At 59.0% G+C, this 14,632-nt stretch carries 17 protein-coding genes; 10 read left to right on the forward strand and 7 right to left on the reverse strand.

What is annotated here, in order from left to right:
- Position 1: 1 nt before the first annotated feature.
- The 4 genes from EGJ68_RS08635 to EGJ68_RS08650 form a co-directional block, all read right to left on the reverse strand.
- Positions 2-424, reverse strand: coding sequence for a PaaI family thioesterase (locus tag EGJ68_RS08635; RefSeq protein WP_123034185.1), 423 nt, complete (start codon positions 422-424; stop codon positions 2-4).
- A gap of 31 nt (positions 425-455) precedes the next feature.
- Positions 456-1,001 (reverse strand): nuclear transport factor 2 family protein, encoded by a 546-nt coding sequence (locus EGJ68_RS08640; protein ID WP_123034186.1) that lies wholly within the window; start codon positions 999-1,001, stop codon positions 456-458.
- A gap of 84 nt (positions 1,002-1,085) precedes the next feature.
- Complete coding sequence (locus EGJ68_RS08645) at positions 1,086-3,326, reverse strand: TonB-dependent receptor (protein WP_158283584.1); 2,241 nt, start codon at positions 3,324-3,326, stop codon at positions 1,086-1,088.
- A gap of 105 nt (positions 3,327-3,431) precedes the next feature.
- Entirely contained in the window at positions 3,432-3,803 is a 372-nt protein-coding gene (locus EGJ68_RS08650) for a VOC family protein (RefSeq protein WP_123034188.1), read from the reverse strand.
- A 137-nt stretch (positions 3,804-3,940) separates the two neighbouring features.
- On the opposite strand from EGJ68_RS08650, the gene EGJ68_RS08655 reads away from it, so the two are divergent.
- Positions 3,941-5,281: a YihY/virulence factor BrkB family protein gene (locus tag EGJ68_RS08655; protein ID WP_123034189.1), complete on the forward strand. Its 1,341-nt coding sequence runs from the start codon at positions 3,941-3,943 to the stop codon at positions 5,279-5,281.
- Between the two features lie 26 nt (positions 5,282-5,307).
- Here EGJ68_RS08655 and EGJ68_RS08660 read toward each other — a convergent pair whose 3' ends face one another.
- On the reverse strand, positions 5,308-6,993 hold the full coding sequence (locus tag EGJ68_RS08660; protein ID WP_123034190.1) for an alpha/beta fold hydrolase: 1,686 nt from the start codon (positions 6,991-6,993) through the stop codon (positions 5,308-5,310).
- A 79-nt stretch (positions 6,994-7,072) separates the two neighbouring features.
- Between EGJ68_RS08660 and EGJ68_RS18400 the strand changes: the two genes are divergently transcribed.
- The 6 genes from EGJ68_RS18400 (at position 7,073) to EGJ68_RS08685 (ending at position 10,774) form a co-directional block, all read left to right on the forward strand.
- Positions 7,073-7,195: a hypothetical protein gene (locus EGJ68_RS18400; RefSeq protein ID WP_269845661.1), complete on the forward strand. Its 123-nt coding sequence runs from the start codon at positions 7,073-7,075 to the stop codon at positions 7,193-7,195.
- Between the two features lie 192 nt (positions 7,196-7,387).
- Entirely contained in the window at positions 7,388-7,816 is a 429-nt protein-coding gene (locus EGJ68_RS08665) for a hypothetical protein (protein ID WP_233248741.1), read from the forward strand.
- Between the two features lie 42 nt (positions 7,817-7,858).
- Positions 7,859-8,941 (forward strand): methyltransferase domain-containing protein, encoded by a 1,083-nt coding sequence (locus tag EGJ68_RS08670; protein WP_233248742.1) that lies wholly within the window; start codon positions 7,859-7,861, stop codon positions 8,939-8,941.
- The gene (locus tag EGJ68_RS08675) at positions 8,932-9,468 is read left to right on the forward strand and encodes an arsenate reductase ArsC (RefSeq protein ID WP_233248743.1); all 537 of its coding nucleotides are present in this window, start codon (positions 8,932-8,934) and stop codon (positions 9,466-9,468) included. Before EGJ68_RS08670 ends, EGJ68_RS08675 begins: the two co-directional genes overlap by 10 nt.
- 160 nt (positions 9,469-9,628) lie before the next feature.
- Positions 9,629-9,985 (forward strand): HvfA family oxazolone/thioamide-modified RiPP metallophore, encoded by a 357-nt coding sequence (locus EGJ68_RS08680; protein ID WP_123034191.1) that lies wholly within the window; start codon positions 9,629-9,631, stop codon positions 9,983-9,985.
- Between the two features lie 114 nt (positions 9,986-10,099).
- Complete coding sequence (locus EGJ68_RS08685) at positions 10,100-10,774, forward strand: HvfX family Cu-binding RiPP maturation protein (RefSeq protein ID WP_123034192.1); 675 nt, start codon at positions 10,100-10,102, stop codon at positions 10,772-10,774.
- On the opposite strand, the gene EGJ68_RS08690 is transcribed toward EGJ68_RS08685, so the two are convergent.
- Entirely contained in the window at positions 10,771-11,199 is a 429-nt protein-coding gene (locus EGJ68_RS08690; RefSeq protein WP_123034193.1) for an MAPEG family protein, read from the reverse strand. The genes EGJ68_RS08685 and EGJ68_RS08690 overlap by 4 nt on opposite strands.
- Before the next feature lie 42 nt (positions 11,200-11,241).
- The gene (gene nrtS, locus EGJ68_RS08695; RefSeq protein WP_199227989.1) at positions 11,242-11,496 is read right to left on the reverse strand and encodes a nitrate/nitrite transporter NrtS; all 255 of its coding nucleotides are present in this window, start codon (positions 11,494-11,496) and stop codon (positions 11,242-11,244) included.
- Positions 11,497-11,740: 244 nt separating this feature from the next.
- Between nrtS and EGJ68_RS08705 the strand changes: the two genes are divergently transcribed.
- From EGJ68_RS08705 to EGJ68_RS08715, 3 genes are all read left to right on the forward strand, one after another.
- Positions 11,741-12,394, forward strand: coding sequence for an RNA polymerase sigma factor (locus EGJ68_RS08705; RefSeq protein WP_199227990.1), 654 nt, complete (start codon positions 11,741-11,743; stop codon positions 12,392-12,394).
- Positions 12,388-13,221, forward strand: a complete 834-nt coding sequence (locus EGJ68_RS08710; RefSeq protein WP_123034194.1) for a peroxidase-related enzyme — start codon at positions 12,388-12,390, stop codon at positions 13,219-13,221. The genes EGJ68_RS08705 and EGJ68_RS08710 overlap by 7 nt, the downstream gene beginning before the upstream one ends.
- 218 nt (positions 13,222-13,439) lie before the next feature.
- Positions 13,440-14,585, forward strand: coding sequence for an IS481 family transposase (locus tag EGJ68_RS08715; RefSeq protein WP_233248744.1), 1,146 nt, complete (start codon positions 13,440-13,442; stop codon positions 14,583-14,585).
- Positions 14,586-14,632 lie beyond the last annotated feature (47 nt).

Genomic DNA, 14,632 nt, shown 5'->3' on the forward strand with positions numbered 1-14,632 from the left:
GTCAGTCCCTCTTCTGGCGCACAACTTTCGCCGTGGCGGAGGCGACCGCGGCCAGTTGGCCAGCCGGATTTATCAGCGAGCCCTCCAGAAAGGAAATGCTCTTGCCGCATTTCACAACCCTGCCACGGGCAACAATCTTGCCCGCCAGCGTGGGCTCCAGAAAGCTGACCTTGAGCTCCAGCGTAGGCAGTGCGGCAACGTCTGTCTGTTGCATGAACAGCGCATGTGACATGGCGGCGTCCAGCATCACGGTGACGTTGCCCCCCTGCACGACGTTGATCGAGTGGCAGAACTGTTCGCTGACATCAAACTGCATTTCCGCAGTACCTTCAGCTTCGTCAAAGTCCAGTAACTGCCCGTTCAGCACCTGCAGGCAGGGCGGGATATGCGCGTTGGCATTTTTCAGCTTGTCGGCTTTCGTCATGTGAGTCCTTATCAATAGTGCCTGCGGGAGGCTAGCGTTTGCCCCACTGCAACAGTTCAAAAATGGAGTAGGAGGGGTCTTTCTGGCCGGGTTGCCCAATGTGGGCGCCGTCGATGATCGGGTTCTTCAGGTTCACCAGCGAAGGCTGGTGCAGGTGCGCCCAATCTGCGTCCACTGCGCGGTAGGTGAACTTCCATACGCCGTTGCGCTTTTCGTACTTGTCAAAATAGCGTCCGCCGATCAGCAGGTCCAGCGGTCCCTCGTCAGTACGGATCTTGTGGAAGGCGAGAATGTACACTTCACCCTCCGCACGATCACCGTCGAGTTTGATGTTCACAGTGGTGACGTTGTGGTGCAGAATTTCCATGTTGGCCTGGATGTCCGGCAGGGTGTCGATGAACTCCATGGCCAGGCCCTTGAAAAACGAGCCGTGATCGTCGATCGCATCCTCGTGATACAGCGAGCGGAATTTCTCGTTGTCGTGGCGGTCCGCCGCGTTGCAGTAGGCGTTGATCAGCTCCATGATGGCCTGCTTGTCCAGCAGTTCCTGTAGCTGTTGCTCCATATCCGGGGTCATGTGCGGCTCCTTGCGCAGTCTCGTTATTTTCTCTGTGCTACAAAGAACAATGGCGCCCGCAGGCGCCATTGGCAAGTGTGAGTTCTAGAACTCGTAGGTGGCTTCGATACCGTAGGTGCGCGGGTCACCAAAGTAGCTGGCAGTCCAGAGCCCGAACGGGATGGTGTTGATGCGGTATTCCTTGTCCGCCAGGTTCTTGCCCCAGAGGGCGAACTTCAGCGCCTGGCCGTCGCCCACCGGCACGTTGGCCAGAGTGACACGACCATTCAGCAAGCCGTAGGGGCGAACCTCAGAGGTGGCGTTCTGGCTGGGCTCGATGTAGGGCACGTGGCGATCCACGAACTCGTAGTCGAGGCGTGCTGTCAGGTCGCCCCAGCTGCCTGTGGCGACGGTGTACTCCGCCGACAGGCTGGCGCTGTTGCGCGGAGCATAAGGGAAATCCTTCTGGTCCTTCACATCGACGCCGTTCTCAATGAACTCGTTGTAGGTTGTATCGAGGTAGCCATAGCTGGCTGCGAGCTCCAGCTCGGGAATCGGCAGGGCGACCAGCTCCACTTCAAAGCCCTGAATAGTCGCTTCACCTGCGTTTTGCACAATGGAGGCGGCGCTGCTGCCGGCAACAAAAATCGACATCTGCATGTCGGTCGACTCGTTATAGAAATACGCGCCGTTGACCTGCAGGCGGTTGTCGTTCCAGCGCGACTTGATACCTACCTCGTAGGAGAGGATCTCTTCTGCATCGTACGGCGTGGTGAAAGCCGCCTCGAAGGGCGCTTCGCCGTTAAAGCCACCGGCTTTCCAGCCGTTGGCGATCTTGCCGTAGATGTTTACATTATCGCTGGCGTCCCAGGCGGCAACGAACGTGGGCGACACGTTATCGAAACTCTTCTTGGCGCGGCCAGAGAAGGGCGCAGGGTTGCCCTGGGCATCGACATCATTGGGGTGATCGATGTAAGTGTCCTTGGTTTCTTCCGTCCAGCGCGCGCCAAAGGTCAGGGTCAGGCGGTCCTGGAAGATGTCTGCCGCGGGTCGCCACTCAACCTGGCCGAATACCGCAATCGAGTCGTTGTCGAAGCCATAGCGGTTCTGTGAGGTGGGTGAGCCAAAGGCGCCGAAGAAGCTGATCGGGTTGTACACCGCGGCTTCTTCCTCAAAATAGTACAGGCCAAACACGTAATTGGTGCGGTCGGTGGTGCCGATCATCTGTACCTCGTGGGACGCCTGATCGTAGTCGATGAAGCGTGCCGAGGTGAACAGGTTCACGGGTGAACCGTCGATATCGATATCGTCGTCCCAGTCCAGTGAACGATCGTTGCCGATGTAGCGCAACGTGACGTCACCGAGTGCGCCCCAGCTGCCCGCATCATAGTCGGCAAACAAAGACCGCGAGATCGACTTTGAACGCTCGAACTTGGCCTGGTCGAGGCTTACGCTGTCGCGGTTTTCATTTTCGCCGGTGACATACGGCGCCAGCAACGCGTTCACGCCCGCCGGATCGTTGGGGTCGAGGTAGGTCAGCTGGTTTTTGGAGGGAGCCAGGTCCAGATCGCTGTAGTCCCATGTGTAGCGCAGTTCAAGGCGGTCGCTCGCTTCCCAGAGGATATCGTAGCGCCCCACGGTGTTGTCGATGTTGTTGAGTTCATTGATCAGCATCGGGTTTGCGAGTGGGTTGCCGAAGGGGTCGGCGACGTTGTCGTACAGGCCATCACGCTCGCGGTATGAACCGGTCACTTTGGCCATGACTTGGCCGGCGCCACCGAGGTCGAACGCTGGCAGGTCCAGGCTGCCATAGACCGTGCCCAGTGAATAATTGCCGACACCGGCGCGCAGTTTGCCGCTCAACTCGCCGCTGGGCTTGGTGGTTATCAGGTTGACGGCTCCTCCTACGGTGTTCTTGCCGTACAGTGTGCCCTGCGGCCCGCGCAGCATCTCGACGCGCTCGAGTTCGGCGATATCAAAAATGCCGCCCACGTTCTTGCCGATGAATACGCCATCGAGGTAGATGCCGACGGTGGGCTCCCAGGTGATGGCCGGGTTGATGGTGGCAGAACCGCGAATGGCGATGGTGGCGGCCGAGGTGTTGGATGGCGAGCGGGTGATCTTGACGTTGGGTACCGAGGTGCCCAGGTCGTCGATGGTGTTCACGCCCTTCTGCTCGAGCTGGTCAGCATTGAAGGCGGCGATCGAAATGGGGGCGTCCTGCAGGGTCTGTTCGCGCTTCTGCGCGGTAACGACCACTTCCTCGAGGCCCTGTGCCATGAGGCTGGCACTGCCAGTGGCCAGGCAGGCTGTTACCAGCAGTGTGATGGGCTTGCGTGCGTACATGAAGAATACCTCTTTTCTTGTGCGGTTTTGCGGGCGCAAAGAGTACGGCCGAGTGGGTCGGAGTTGCATACCTTGTTTGGGGTATGCAACTCCGGCCCTGGCAGGTCAGCCGAATACGTAAAACGCGATCTTGTTGCCATCGGGGTCGCGTACATAGGCGCCGTAGAACATGTCGGGTATGCGCTGCCCGGGCTCACCGTCGCAGCTGGCCCCGAGCGCTATGGCCTTTTGATAGAGATTGTCGACGTTCTCCTTGGTGCCGCCATTGATCGCAAACATGTTGCCATTGCCGGGGTTTGGGGCGTCACCATTGAAGGGAACACAAACGGCCAGCATGGGTTGATCCGTCCCGGTACCGAAAAACGCAATGCGATCCATATCGATGGTGATCTTGGCGCCCAGGTCGGCCAACAGGTCGCCATAGAAAGCCTTGGCTTTGGCCATGTCGTTTACGCCGATGGTGATATATCCAATCATGTGCTGTCTCCTTGAGAGTGAGCGGCTATGTGCGGCCGGGCGACAGGATAGCCGAAATCCTGCGGTCGGCCCATGCCCCCCGCCATTTCAATCTGCGCTATTATGGCAAGCACAACGCGCGGGTATAAGGAGACACCATGCAAGGGCCGACAGGGATATACGGCAGCATCAGGGGCTTTCTGCTCAATGAACTGTGGCGGGTCGACCTCGAGCAGCTTTCCAGTGTGCAGCGTTGGGCCTACAAGTCCATTCGCTTCCTGTTTGTGCTGGTGCGGGAGATCTCCCAGGGCCAGCTGACCCTGCGCGCCATGAGCCTGGTATATACCACCCTGTTGTCGATGGTACCGCTGCTGGCCGTGAGTTTTTCCGTACTCAAGGCCTTTGGTGTACACAATCAGATCGAACCGTTGCTCTATAACCTGGTAGCACCGCTGGGCGACCAGGGGCACGAAATCGTGCTCAACCTGCTGGATTTTGTCGAAAACATGAAAGTAGGGGTGCTGGGCTCTGTGGGTTTGGCTCTGCTGCTGTACACCGTGGTTTCGCTCATCCAGAAAGTGGAAGTGTCTTTCAACTATGTTTGGCGTGCGAAGTCCTCCCGCCCCCTTTCCCGCCGCTTCAGTGATTATCTCAGCGTGATCATGGTCGGCCCGGTGCTGGTGTTTTCCGCCATGGGCCTCACCGCGTCCATGATGAACAGCGGGATCGTGCAGGCGGTGCTGAACATCGAGCCCTTCGGCAGTCTGCTGGTACTGCTGTCCCGTCTTATCCCCCTGTTACTGGTGATTCTGGCGTTTACCTTCGCCTATGTGTTCGTGCCCAACACCCGGGTCAGTTTCGGGTCGGCATTTGTCGGGGCGGTGGTCGGGGGCAGCCTGTGGCAGGGGTCCGGCCTGGTGTTTGCCGAGTTTGCGGCGGGTTCCACCAAGTACGCGGCTATCTATTCCGGTTTCGCCATTCTCATCATGTTCATGATCTGGCTGTATGTGAGCTGGCTGATCCTGTTGATCGGCGCGCAGGTGGCGTTTTACCACCAGTACCCCGAGCGCATTCGTCTCTCCGACCAGCGTGTGGCCCTGAGTGGTCGCTTCCGTGAGCAATTGACCCTGCTGGTGATTTTCCAGATTGCCCGGGCGTTTGTGAGCAAGGCGCCTCCCATGACGGTGGATGCGCTTTCCGACGCCCTCCAGGCGCCGCCCGATCGCGTGGGCGAGGCGGTGGAATTGCTGGCGAGCCGCGATTTGCTGGTGGAGACCAGTAGCGAGCCGCCCGAATACCTGGTGGCGCGCGACCCGGCAACGGTCACGATTACCCAGTTACTGCGCGCAATCCGCAGCCCCAATGAGGAACAGGCGCTGATGGAACAGCGTGTGGTCTCAACCGCCGCGGTGGATGAGCTGCTGACGGGTATCGACGAGGCCGTGAGCGCCCAACTCGGTGAGCGCACCCTGCGCGACTGCGTTGCGCCCGACGCGTAGCGGCCAGTGTGTGCGGGGGCGCTGGCTCATTCGCCGACCACGTTCGCGTTCACGATGTAGTCCAGCAGCGGGTAATGCGTGAACACGTAGTGGGCGCCGCCCTGTTCCAGTGGCCCCTGACGGCCGTGGCGCATGCCGCCACCGGCGTTGTTGCCGTATAGCGGGTACAATCGCTCCACCACGTCCATGCCGGCAACCACCTCGCCAAAGGGCGCAAAGCCCTCTTCATCCAGCCGCGCGTTGTCGCCGAGGTTGATGTACACCTGGGTTGAGCGCGTATCCGGCCCGGTCATGGCGAACGCAACGCGGCCGATCGTGTTACTGGCTTTTGCAGGGTCGTCGGTCAACGTGACCGCCTTCCACGCTGCTGTCACAGCGGGGTAGGGGTTGAGCCCGAACTGGGCGATATAACCCGGCATAACCCGGTTGATGTGTACGCCGTTGTAGAAGCCGTTCCTCACCAACTGGTAGAAGCGGTCTGCGCCCCTGGGTGCCCACTCGCGCCGCACCCGTACCGTAAAGGCGCCTTCAGTGGTAACAAAACGGGCCTGGAATTCCGCCGGTGCTGTAACGCCCCAGGCACTGTTGGTTGTGTCCAGCAAGACTGCTGGAGGGGCTTCTTCGAGTGGTGCCTCCGGCGCCGTGGCCGCCAGGAGCTGTGCCAGATAGGGGCCCCAGATGGAGGGCCGTGAGTGTGTACTGTGGCCGCGCGTCATATCGGTGATCGGCAATACCACGGCGCGGGCACCGGGGATGCGCGCGGTTTCGCGCTCCAGAATGCCGAGTTCCGGTGGGTTCACCTGGTCGTCTGCGGAATTGATGGCCAGTAACGGCGCCTGTATCTTCTCCAGATGCGGTGCAGGGTTGTAGAAGCGCGAGGCATCGAACGCGTAGATGAGGTCGTTCGCATCAATACGCGAGCGGTAGCGTTCCACCAGTGTGTCCATCATTGTCTCTGCGGATTCCCGGGTGGGCGCCTGTAGCTGGTATTGCAGCGGGCTCGACACCATAAACAGCAGACCGTACATCGCTTCCTTCAGGCCAGGGGGCTGTTCCTCGTAATCACCACCTTTCCACGCCGGATCGTCGGTGACGGCGTCGATGATCATCTTGCGCGTCATGCGGTTACGCCCGGCAATCTCTACCGGCAGGCTGGCCAGGGGCAGCAGGGCGTCCATGAACTGCGGGTAGGTGTAGCCCCACACCCAGCTCATCATGCCGCCCATCGAGGTGCCGGTGACCAGACGCAGGTGATCCACGTCCAGGTGCTCAGTCAGCAGCCGGTATTGCGCCCGCACCATGTCATCGTAGGTGTACTTGGGGAAGCGCGCCCTGAGCCCATCGCTGGGTTTACTGGACAGGCCGTGGCCGATGGCATCGGGCAGGATGATGTAGTAGCGGCTGGCATCCAGTAGTTGGCCCTCGCCAAACAACACCCCGGCGAAGTGCTCGCTGAGGAACCCGTCGCCGCTGCCGGTGGTGCCGTGCATGATCAATACCGCGTTTTCCACGCGGCCATCGTCGCCACGGCGCGGGGTGCCCAGCGTGTAGTAGTGCTGGCGCAGGTCGAGTGTTGAGCCGTCGTCGAATTCAAATTCCTTGAATATGTGGCTGTCTGCGAACTGCGAGCGCGCGCTGTTTTCCGACAGGCTGGCAGGTGCAAACTGGAATATCGCGAGTGCGATCACGGCCTTGATAAAAGTACGCACCATGTCAGATTCTTCCTTTCGAGGAACTTCAATATAGCGCACTCGTTTGCGGCTATGGAACAGGTGTGTTCGCGTACTAGTATTGTCAAGTTCTGATGACCGGCTCGGCATTTACGATCACCTGCTGGGGCTGCGTCCCAAGAAAGTGCCGTTCTTCAATCTTGTGAAGCTGGTGATGACCGGCCTGCCATTCTATGCCGGCTAAAAACTGGCCGAGCACATGGGCATATAAACCAAGGATTTATTGCCATTCACGGATTTTTGTTACATTCCGTCGCCCCTGATCAAACTGACAAGGTTTCTCTGAAAAAACAACGCAGACTGCGTAACAAACACCGCCTTGCGGAATCAATGTCGTTTGAGCAGTGACGCCACAGATATTCCAGGAGGTACGATCGTGGACCGACAACGCATTGCCAATGCCCTGCTGCTGCTGCGCCTTGGGGTATTCATCGTGATGATCATGTGGACCTTGGACAAGTTCATCAATCCGCAGCATGCGGGCGCGGTATTCGAGAACTTCTACGGCCTCAGCGGGTTTCCAGGTGCGGCGTTCAAGGTTATCGGCTTTCTGCAGCTGCTTGTGGTTCTGGCCTTTGTGGCCGGCTTCATGAAGCGCTATAGCTACGGGCTTATTCTTGTGCTGCACGGTATTTCCACACTGTCATCCTGGCAGCAGTATCTTGATGCCTTCAATAACCTGCTGTTTTTTGCCGCCTGGCCGATGCTGGCGGCCTGTATTGCGCTGTACATGTTGCGGGATCTGGATACTCGCTGGACTGTCGATGACCGGATGAACTCGGTGTCGCCCGCAGCTGGTGGATGACCATGTGCCCACTGGGAGAGAGCCGTTCAAGGAGAATGACCCGTGAATAATGCCACCCGTATTGGTGACGATGTTGCTGACACGCACAGCAGTGTACAGGATTACTATGGCCGGCAGCTGCAGAGCTCCGCCGACCTCAAGACCAGCGCCTGCTGTGACCTGGCGCAGATGCCCGGCTGGCTGAAGCCGCTGCTGGCCAATATCCACCCGGAAGTCCTGAGCCGCTACTACGGCTGCGGCCTGGTCTGCCCGGACCAGCTCGAAGGTTGCCGCGTACTGGACCTGGGCTGTGGCAGCGGCCGCGACGTTTATGCCCTGGCGCAGCTGGTGGGCGCACGGGGCGAGGTGGTCGGCGTTGATATGACCGCGGAGCAGCTCGCTGTGGCCCGCGTTCACCAGGACTGGCACGCGAAGCGGTTCGGCTATGCCAATATCCGCTTCCTGGAGGGCTACATTGAACAGCTGGATCAACTGGGGCTGGAACCCGCCAGCTTCGATGTGATTGTCTCCAACTGCGTCATCAACCTCTCGCCGGACAAGGATGCGGTGGTGGCAGGGGTGCAGCGCCTGCTCAAGCCCGGCGGCGAATTCTACTTCTCCGACGTCTATGCAGACCGGCGGGTGCCGGAGGCAGCGCGCCGGGACCCGGTGCTCTACGGAGAGTGTCTGGGTGGCGCTCTGTACTGGAACGACTTTTTGCAGTTGGCAAAACGTCAGGGCTTCGCCGACCCGCGGCTGGTGGAAGACCGGCCGCTGGACGTCACCGACCTGACGCTGAAGGCAAAGCTCAGCAACATCCGTTTCTTCTCAGCCACTTACCGGCTGTTCAATCTCGATGAGCTGGAGAACGACTGCGAGGACTACGGCCAGGCGGTGGTCTATCGGGGTACTGTGCCTAACTGTCCTCACGGCTTCGCCCTCGACAGCCACCACTTGATCGAAACCGGGCGCGTGTTCCCAGTTTGCGGCAATACCTGGCGCATGCTGCAGGACACCCGTTTCGCACCGCACTTCGATTTCATTGGCGATTTCAGTCGCCACTACGGCATTTTTGCGGGCTGCGGCGTTGCCTTGCCTTTCGGCGAGGGTGGTGCGACCAATGAGGAACCGGCGCCGTGCTGTTAGCTGGCAGGGACGAAGCCGACGCCATCTCCAGTCAGCAGCCGCTGCGAATCCTGGTGCTCTGTACCGGCAACTCTGCCCGCAGCATCATGGGCGAGGTGCTGCTTAACTACCACGGTGGCGGCCGCATTGTGGCCCGCAGCGCGGGCAGCTGGCCTACAGGCGTCGTCAATCCCTTCGCTCTGGAACAGATTGCCCGGCTGCCAGTGACACCGTTGGCCGTGCGCAGTAAACGCTGGGACGAATTCGCCCACGCGGACAGCACGCCCCTGGATATTGTGGTAACGGTCTGCGACAACGCGGCGCGCGAAGCCTGCCCGGATTTTCCCGGTGCGCCATCGCGGGTCCACTGGGGCCTGCCAGACCCCGCCGCAGTTGCCGGCAGCGATGCAGACAAGCGTCGCGCTTTCAGCGACTGTTTTGACGCTCTGGAGGGCAGGATCCGGCAACTGGCGGTAGAGATTGATGCGGGGCTGGGGAGGATGGCACTCGACCAGTGGATGACCGAAAATCCGCCGGCCCAATGCTGAAGGTCTATTGTTCACTGCCGCGATAAATGGCCCAACCTGTAGCTCCGCAAGCTCACTCTGACTCTCTCGAAAATTGTGAATTCTGATGCACAGGCCGTGTAACAAACCCCGGGTTGGCGAATCAATAGTGTGTAGGTCACAACCAACCCGGAGAAAGTCCATGAGCAACAAGACATCAAAGTACGTAACCTCTGTATTTAGCGCATCATTTCTCGCCAGCTCCCTCGCCATGCCGCTCGCGGCGGTTGCCGACAACCCCTTCAGTGCGGTAGATCTGGAATCAGGCTATCAGCTGGCCAGCAAGGACGCCGAGGGCAAGTGCGGCGAGGGCAAGTGTGGTGGCGAAGAGAAGTCTGATGCCGAGGGCAAGTGTGGTGAAGGCAAGTGCGGCGGTGCCGGAGAGGAGAAGGCTGATGCCGAGGGTAAATGTGGCGAAGGCAAGTGCGGTGGTGCCGGGGACAGCAAGGCCGATGCTGAAGGCAAGTGTGGTGAAGGCAAGTGCGGCGGTGCCGGCTAGGCTGAAAGCTGCAGTTCAACGATTGCTGCTGACCTGAGGAAAGACCATTCGCCGGCCGTGGCGGGCGGATGGTCCTTGCTGCAGGCTCCACTGTGAACTGACATAGGAATCCGCATGAATGCGACGCTTTTGCTGACGCGATCCCGAGATGTTCTGGACCGTTCCCGTAACATTGATTTTCTTGCGCCACTGCTGCTCCGCCTGTTTCTTGCCCCGGTTTTTATCGCCGCGGGACTGACCAAGATGATGGACTTCGAAAGCACAGTATCCTGGTTCGGCAACCCGGATTGGGGCCTGGGCCTGCCACTTCCCTGGCTGATGGCGTTTCTTGCCACCTCGACAGAAATCCTTGGTGGATTTTTGTTGCTGTTTGGCCTGGCCACCCGGCTTATTGCCATACCCCTGATGATCACCATGCTGGTGGCCATATTTACGGTCCACTGGCAGCACGGCTGGTTTGCGATCGCGCCCTCCGACCCGTCCACCAGCATGGCAGCGCCGTTGGCGGCGGTGGGCTTTGCCGGTGCCAGGGAGAGCCTGACGAACAGTGAGGAAGTCGGAGAGCGCCTGTCCGCGGCCCGCAGCCTGCTGCGCGAACATGGCAACTACAGCTGGCTGACTGACAAGGGTAGCCTGGTAGTGTTGAACAATGGTATCGAGTTTGGCGCGACCTACTTCATCATGCTGCTGTCACTGTTTTTTACCGGAGCAGGGCGGTTTGTCAGTGTGGATTACTGGGTAGGCCGGTGGCTGAACCGAACAAGTCAAATCCGCGTCTACGACCATTAATTCACAGTCATTTGGACCCATTGCCAGAGGGCGAGTAATGTCATCGCCAGCAACAGCAGCAGGCCGAATGCGAACAGCCTGAATCGGTACGGGACGTGGTTGGAACCTATATGCACCCAGGCATGGGCGCAGCGGCTCAGCACGAACAGCCAGGCAAGCGGCACTGCCATTCCGTTCCCCTGCTCCAGTGCCATCAGTACCAAGCAAAGCGTGTAGAACAATACCGGCGCCTCGAACTGGTTGGCGAGGTTATTGGAGACTTTGACCACCGATTGTGGCCAGGCGCTGTTGTCCAGTGCCGCCAGCTCGCGGTTTACCTGGCCGGCTTTGACCGCGGCGCTTTTGCGCCTGCCCAGCAGAATATACACAGCAATGGTGAGCAGAATCTGGGCCAGAACCGGGCCGAGCAGTGAAATGGTTTGCATGTGCTACTCCGATTGTATCTGCGGGCCCTGAGGCGCTCGAGTTCAGGTATCCCGGCGGGTGTTGCTTTCCAGATCCTTGGCGATACTGGTCCAGGTGGAGACGCCGTACGGTACCAGGTAGGTCAGCACCAGCTTGAGCCAGTCCGGGGCTTGCCCCTGGAGCAGGATGTCGCCCTGATTGATGACGGTCAGCAGCGAACCCACTACCAGAGCCAATTTGAGGGCGCGCAGCGATGTCCCCCGAGCGCTGGCCATAACGAGCAGATCTCTGAAGGAGGTGCCCGTGCTTTTCACCATGAGATCTTTTTCCTGACTATGGCCGCGCGTCGGCTGGACAAAATTTTTTTGAATGGGGCTTCAGGCATGGGTTTTTCCAGCCAGTAGCCCTGAATAGTATCGCAACCGAGTGTCGCGAGGCAGTCTGACTGGGCCCGGGTTCCGATGCCCTCCGTTATTGTGCACAGCCCCAGGTTGTGGGTTATAGATGCATCAAGTGTGCAGATGTTACATTGCCGGATTACGAAACCGGAAGATGCTGGCGATGTCCATTACGCCGTGGCCGGTGGGTTTGCAGGGAGATAAGCTGGTGGCAAAGAGCATGGATGGTGGCGCCAGCAAGGCCGCTGGCGACGAGTATTTTGCCTCCCTGGTGCGCGACCACCACCGGGCTCTGATCGGCCTTGCGGCGCCGATTGTCGGCGCCAGCGAGGCGGAAGAGGTGGTCCAGAACGCCTGGCTGAAGGCTTATCGCGCGATAGACGGCTTCGAGGGCCGCTCCGCCATCCGCACCTGGCTGAGTCGGATAGTTATCAACGAAGCCCGGATGCAGCTGCGGTCGCGCAAGCGCGAGGTTTTCCTGGAGGACCAGGCAGGCGATTCCGGCGCTTCTGATCCGCTCAATGACCGCTTTCTTGAGGATGGGCACTGGAAAGTGCCGCCGGTAACCTGGTCAATGGACTCGCCGGAGGGTCTGTTGATGAGCGTCGATCTGATGGACTGCCTTGAGCGGCTGCTGCAGCGGATGTCGAGCAATCAGCGCGCAGTCCTCGAGATGCGCGACAGCAATGAGCTGCCGTTTGACGACATTTGTAACACGCTGGAAATATCGGCATCCAATGCGAGGGTCCTGTTGCACCGGGCACGTGCCGAGTTGTTCAAACTGGTCGATCATTATGAGGAGACCGGAGAGTGCTGAACTGTCGTGAAATAAGCCAAAAAGCCAGCCATTACCTTGATGGTGAATTGTCCTGGCGTGAGCGGATGGCCGTGCGAGTGCATTTGCTGATGTGTGACGATTGCCGCCGTTTCGTGCGGCAGCTGGCGGGATTGATTCGCGCCATACCATTCATGCACCGGCCGGCAAGTCCTGAGGAGGTCGAGACCGTGCTGGACCATGTCAACAAGCGCTTGGAGGACACTGTGTCGGCGGACATGGGTCCCGGCGGCGCGTCCACCAGCCCGGCTCGCCCGCGCCTGCGCCTGGTACAGGGCTCGGGAGGTCGCGAGGAGGATGGCGGCAGCGACGAGGTGGAGGCGATTTTCGACGAGATCCGCACGGCCACGGGATCTGTATCCAACATGTTCCGCGCTTACGCGAGACACCCGGCAGTGCTTCTTGCCACCTGGGCGCGCGTCAAAAGTGTGATGCTACAGGGCACATTGCCACAAACTCTGAAGGAGGCCATCGCCCTCGTAATATCACATGACAACGCCTGTACTTACTGTGTCGAACATCACTCGAGAAACTTGGCGGCTCTCGGGATGGGCCAAGAAGAGATCGGGCGCCTGCTGGCAGATCCGCTGGCAGGCAGTTTCACACCGAAAGAGCGCGCTTTGCTGGTGCTGGCACGGCAGGCGAACGGCGACCCCCACGGGGCGTCGGTAGATACCCTGGACGTCGCACGCAGGACGGGTGCGAGTGATCTTGAAATTATCGAGGCGCTAGCGGTTATGGAGCTGTTTACCTCGCTTAACCGATTCCTTAACACTCTGGATATTCCATTGGAGGGAGCTGGGGGTTGATAGGGCCCACCCCTGTCAACCGGCAAAACCAGTTGTTTTGCGACTCAATGCCGCGCGGGCTGATGAAATTTGTTTGTGGGGGCGTAATGCTGGGGTGTAATTTTTAAGTCATTGATGAACATATCGGCGCATAGGTTCCACTTTATTCCGGGCGGATAGGTTACACAATCGAGGTATTTGGGGGAGGACTCCAAATGCCCTGGAAAGAGTGTAAGCCAATGGATGAACGCCTTAAGTTTGTAGCGAGGCTCCTGGATGGCGAGAAGATGTCATCTCTGTGCCGCGAGTTCGGTATCTCCAGACCCACAGGTTACAAAATCTTCAGTCGATACAAGGATTGTGGGCTTGATGGATTGCAGGATCGTAGCCGTCGGCCTTACCGCCACGCCAATCAACTGCCTTTCCAGATAGAGCGCACAATCTTGCAGCTCAAGCGCGAATATCCCACCTGGGGCGCCCCAAAGATCCGCGATAAATTGATCCGGGAATACCCTATGATCCAGCCGCCAGCCAAGAGCACCGTTCATGCCGTACTGGATCGCCACGGCCTGGTCAAACGGCGTAAGCGGCGTCGCCACAAGGCTCAAGGAACGCCGCTGACCAATTCATGCAGGCCTAATGGACTGTGGTGTGTCGATTACAAGGGCGAGTTCATGCTGGGTAGCCATCAATATTGTTACCCGCTCACCATCACTGATTACCAGTCTCGCTACCTGCTGGCGTGTGAAGGGCTCGAATCCACGAAGTCCACCTTCGCGTTTACCGTATTTGAGCGAGTTTTCAAGGAGTTCGGGCTACCCGATGCCATACGCTCAGATAATGGTCTGCCTTTCGCTTCCCCAAATGCGCTGTTTGGCCTGAGTCGACTATCGATCTGGTGGCTAAGGCTGGGAATCAATATCGAGCGGATCAAACCCGGCAATCCCCAGCAGAACGGAAGGCACGAACGCATGCACCTGACACTGAAGAAGGAAGCCACCAAGCCGGCCTCGTTCAACTTCCTGCAGCAACAGGACCGATTCGACAAGTTCGTACAGGTTTACAACAACGAGCGCCCGCACCAGTCGTTAAACGGGCAATACCCCGGCGACCTGTATACACCTTCAGCGAGGGCTTACCGGCCTCCTGAGGAGCCTGAATACCCTTATCACGATCGCTCGGTCCACGTCACCCAGTGCGGCAGAATCTGTATCGGCAAACGGAAAATCAACCTGAGCACGGTATTTGCCGGGCAAACAGTGGGCATACGGGAAGTTGAAGACAAGATCTGGCTTGTCAGCTTCTTGGATTATGATCTAGGATTCTTTGATGAAGATGTGGGGCGGGTTGAACCCGCCACCAATCCCTTTGTACCGGAACTGTAAACCATGTGCCCGGTATAATCTGTAAAGGATGTCTCCGGTACAGACCC

The organism is Haliea alexandrii (assembly GCF_003719295.1).
In the GTDB taxonomy this organism is placed as follows: Bacteria; Pseudomonadota; Gammaproteobacteria; order Pseudomonadales; family Halieaceae; genus Haliea; species Haliea alexandrii.

Coding starts and splice junctions, on each gene's coding strand:
- EGJ68_RS08635 (WP_123034185.1), bottom strand. CDS start 424: ATGACGAAAGCCGACAAGCTGAAAAATGCCAACGCGCATATCCCGCCC.
- EGJ68_RS08680 (WP_123034191.1), top strand. CDS start 9,629: ATGAGCAACAAGACATCAAAGTACGTAACCTCTGTATTTAGCGCATCA.
- EGJ68_RS08705 (WP_199227990.1), top strand. CDS start 11,741: ATGTCCATTACGCCGTGGCCGGTGGGTTTGCAGGGAGATAAGCTGGTG.
- EGJ68_RS08640 (WP_123034186.1), bottom strand. CDS start 1,001: ATGACCCCGGATATGGAGCAACAGCTACAGGAACTGCTGGACAAGCAG.
- EGJ68_RS08715 (WP_233248744.1), top strand. CDS start 13,440: ATGGATGAACGCCTTAAGTTTGTAGCGAGGCTCCTGGATGGCGAGAAG.
- EGJ68_RS08690 (WP_123034193.1), bottom strand. CDS start 11,199: ATGCAAACCATTTCACTGCTCGGCCCGGTTCTGGCCCAGATTCTGCTC.
- EGJ68_RS08685 (WP_123034192.1), top strand. CDS start 10,100: ATGAATGCGACGCTTTTGCTGACGCGATCCCGAGATGTTCTGGACCGT.
- nrtS (WP_199227989.1), bottom strand. CDS start 11,496: ATGGTGAAAAGCACGGGCACCTCCTTCAGAGATCTGCTCGTTATGGCC.
- EGJ68_RS08650 (WP_123034188.1), bottom strand. CDS start 3,803: ATGATTGGATATATCACCATCGGCGTAAACGACATGGCCAAAGCCAAG.
- EGJ68_RS08655 (WP_123034189.1), top strand. CDS start 3,941: ATGCAAGGGCCGACAGGGATATACGGCAGCATCAGGGGCTTTCTGCTC.
- EGJ68_RS08660 (WP_123034190.1), bottom strand. CDS start 6,993: ATGGTGCGTACTTTTATCAAGGCCGTGATCGCACTCGCGATATTCCAG.
- EGJ68_RS08645 (WP_158283584.1), bottom strand. CDS start 3,326: ATGTACGCACGCAAGCCCATCACACTGCTGGTAACAGCCTGCCTGGCC.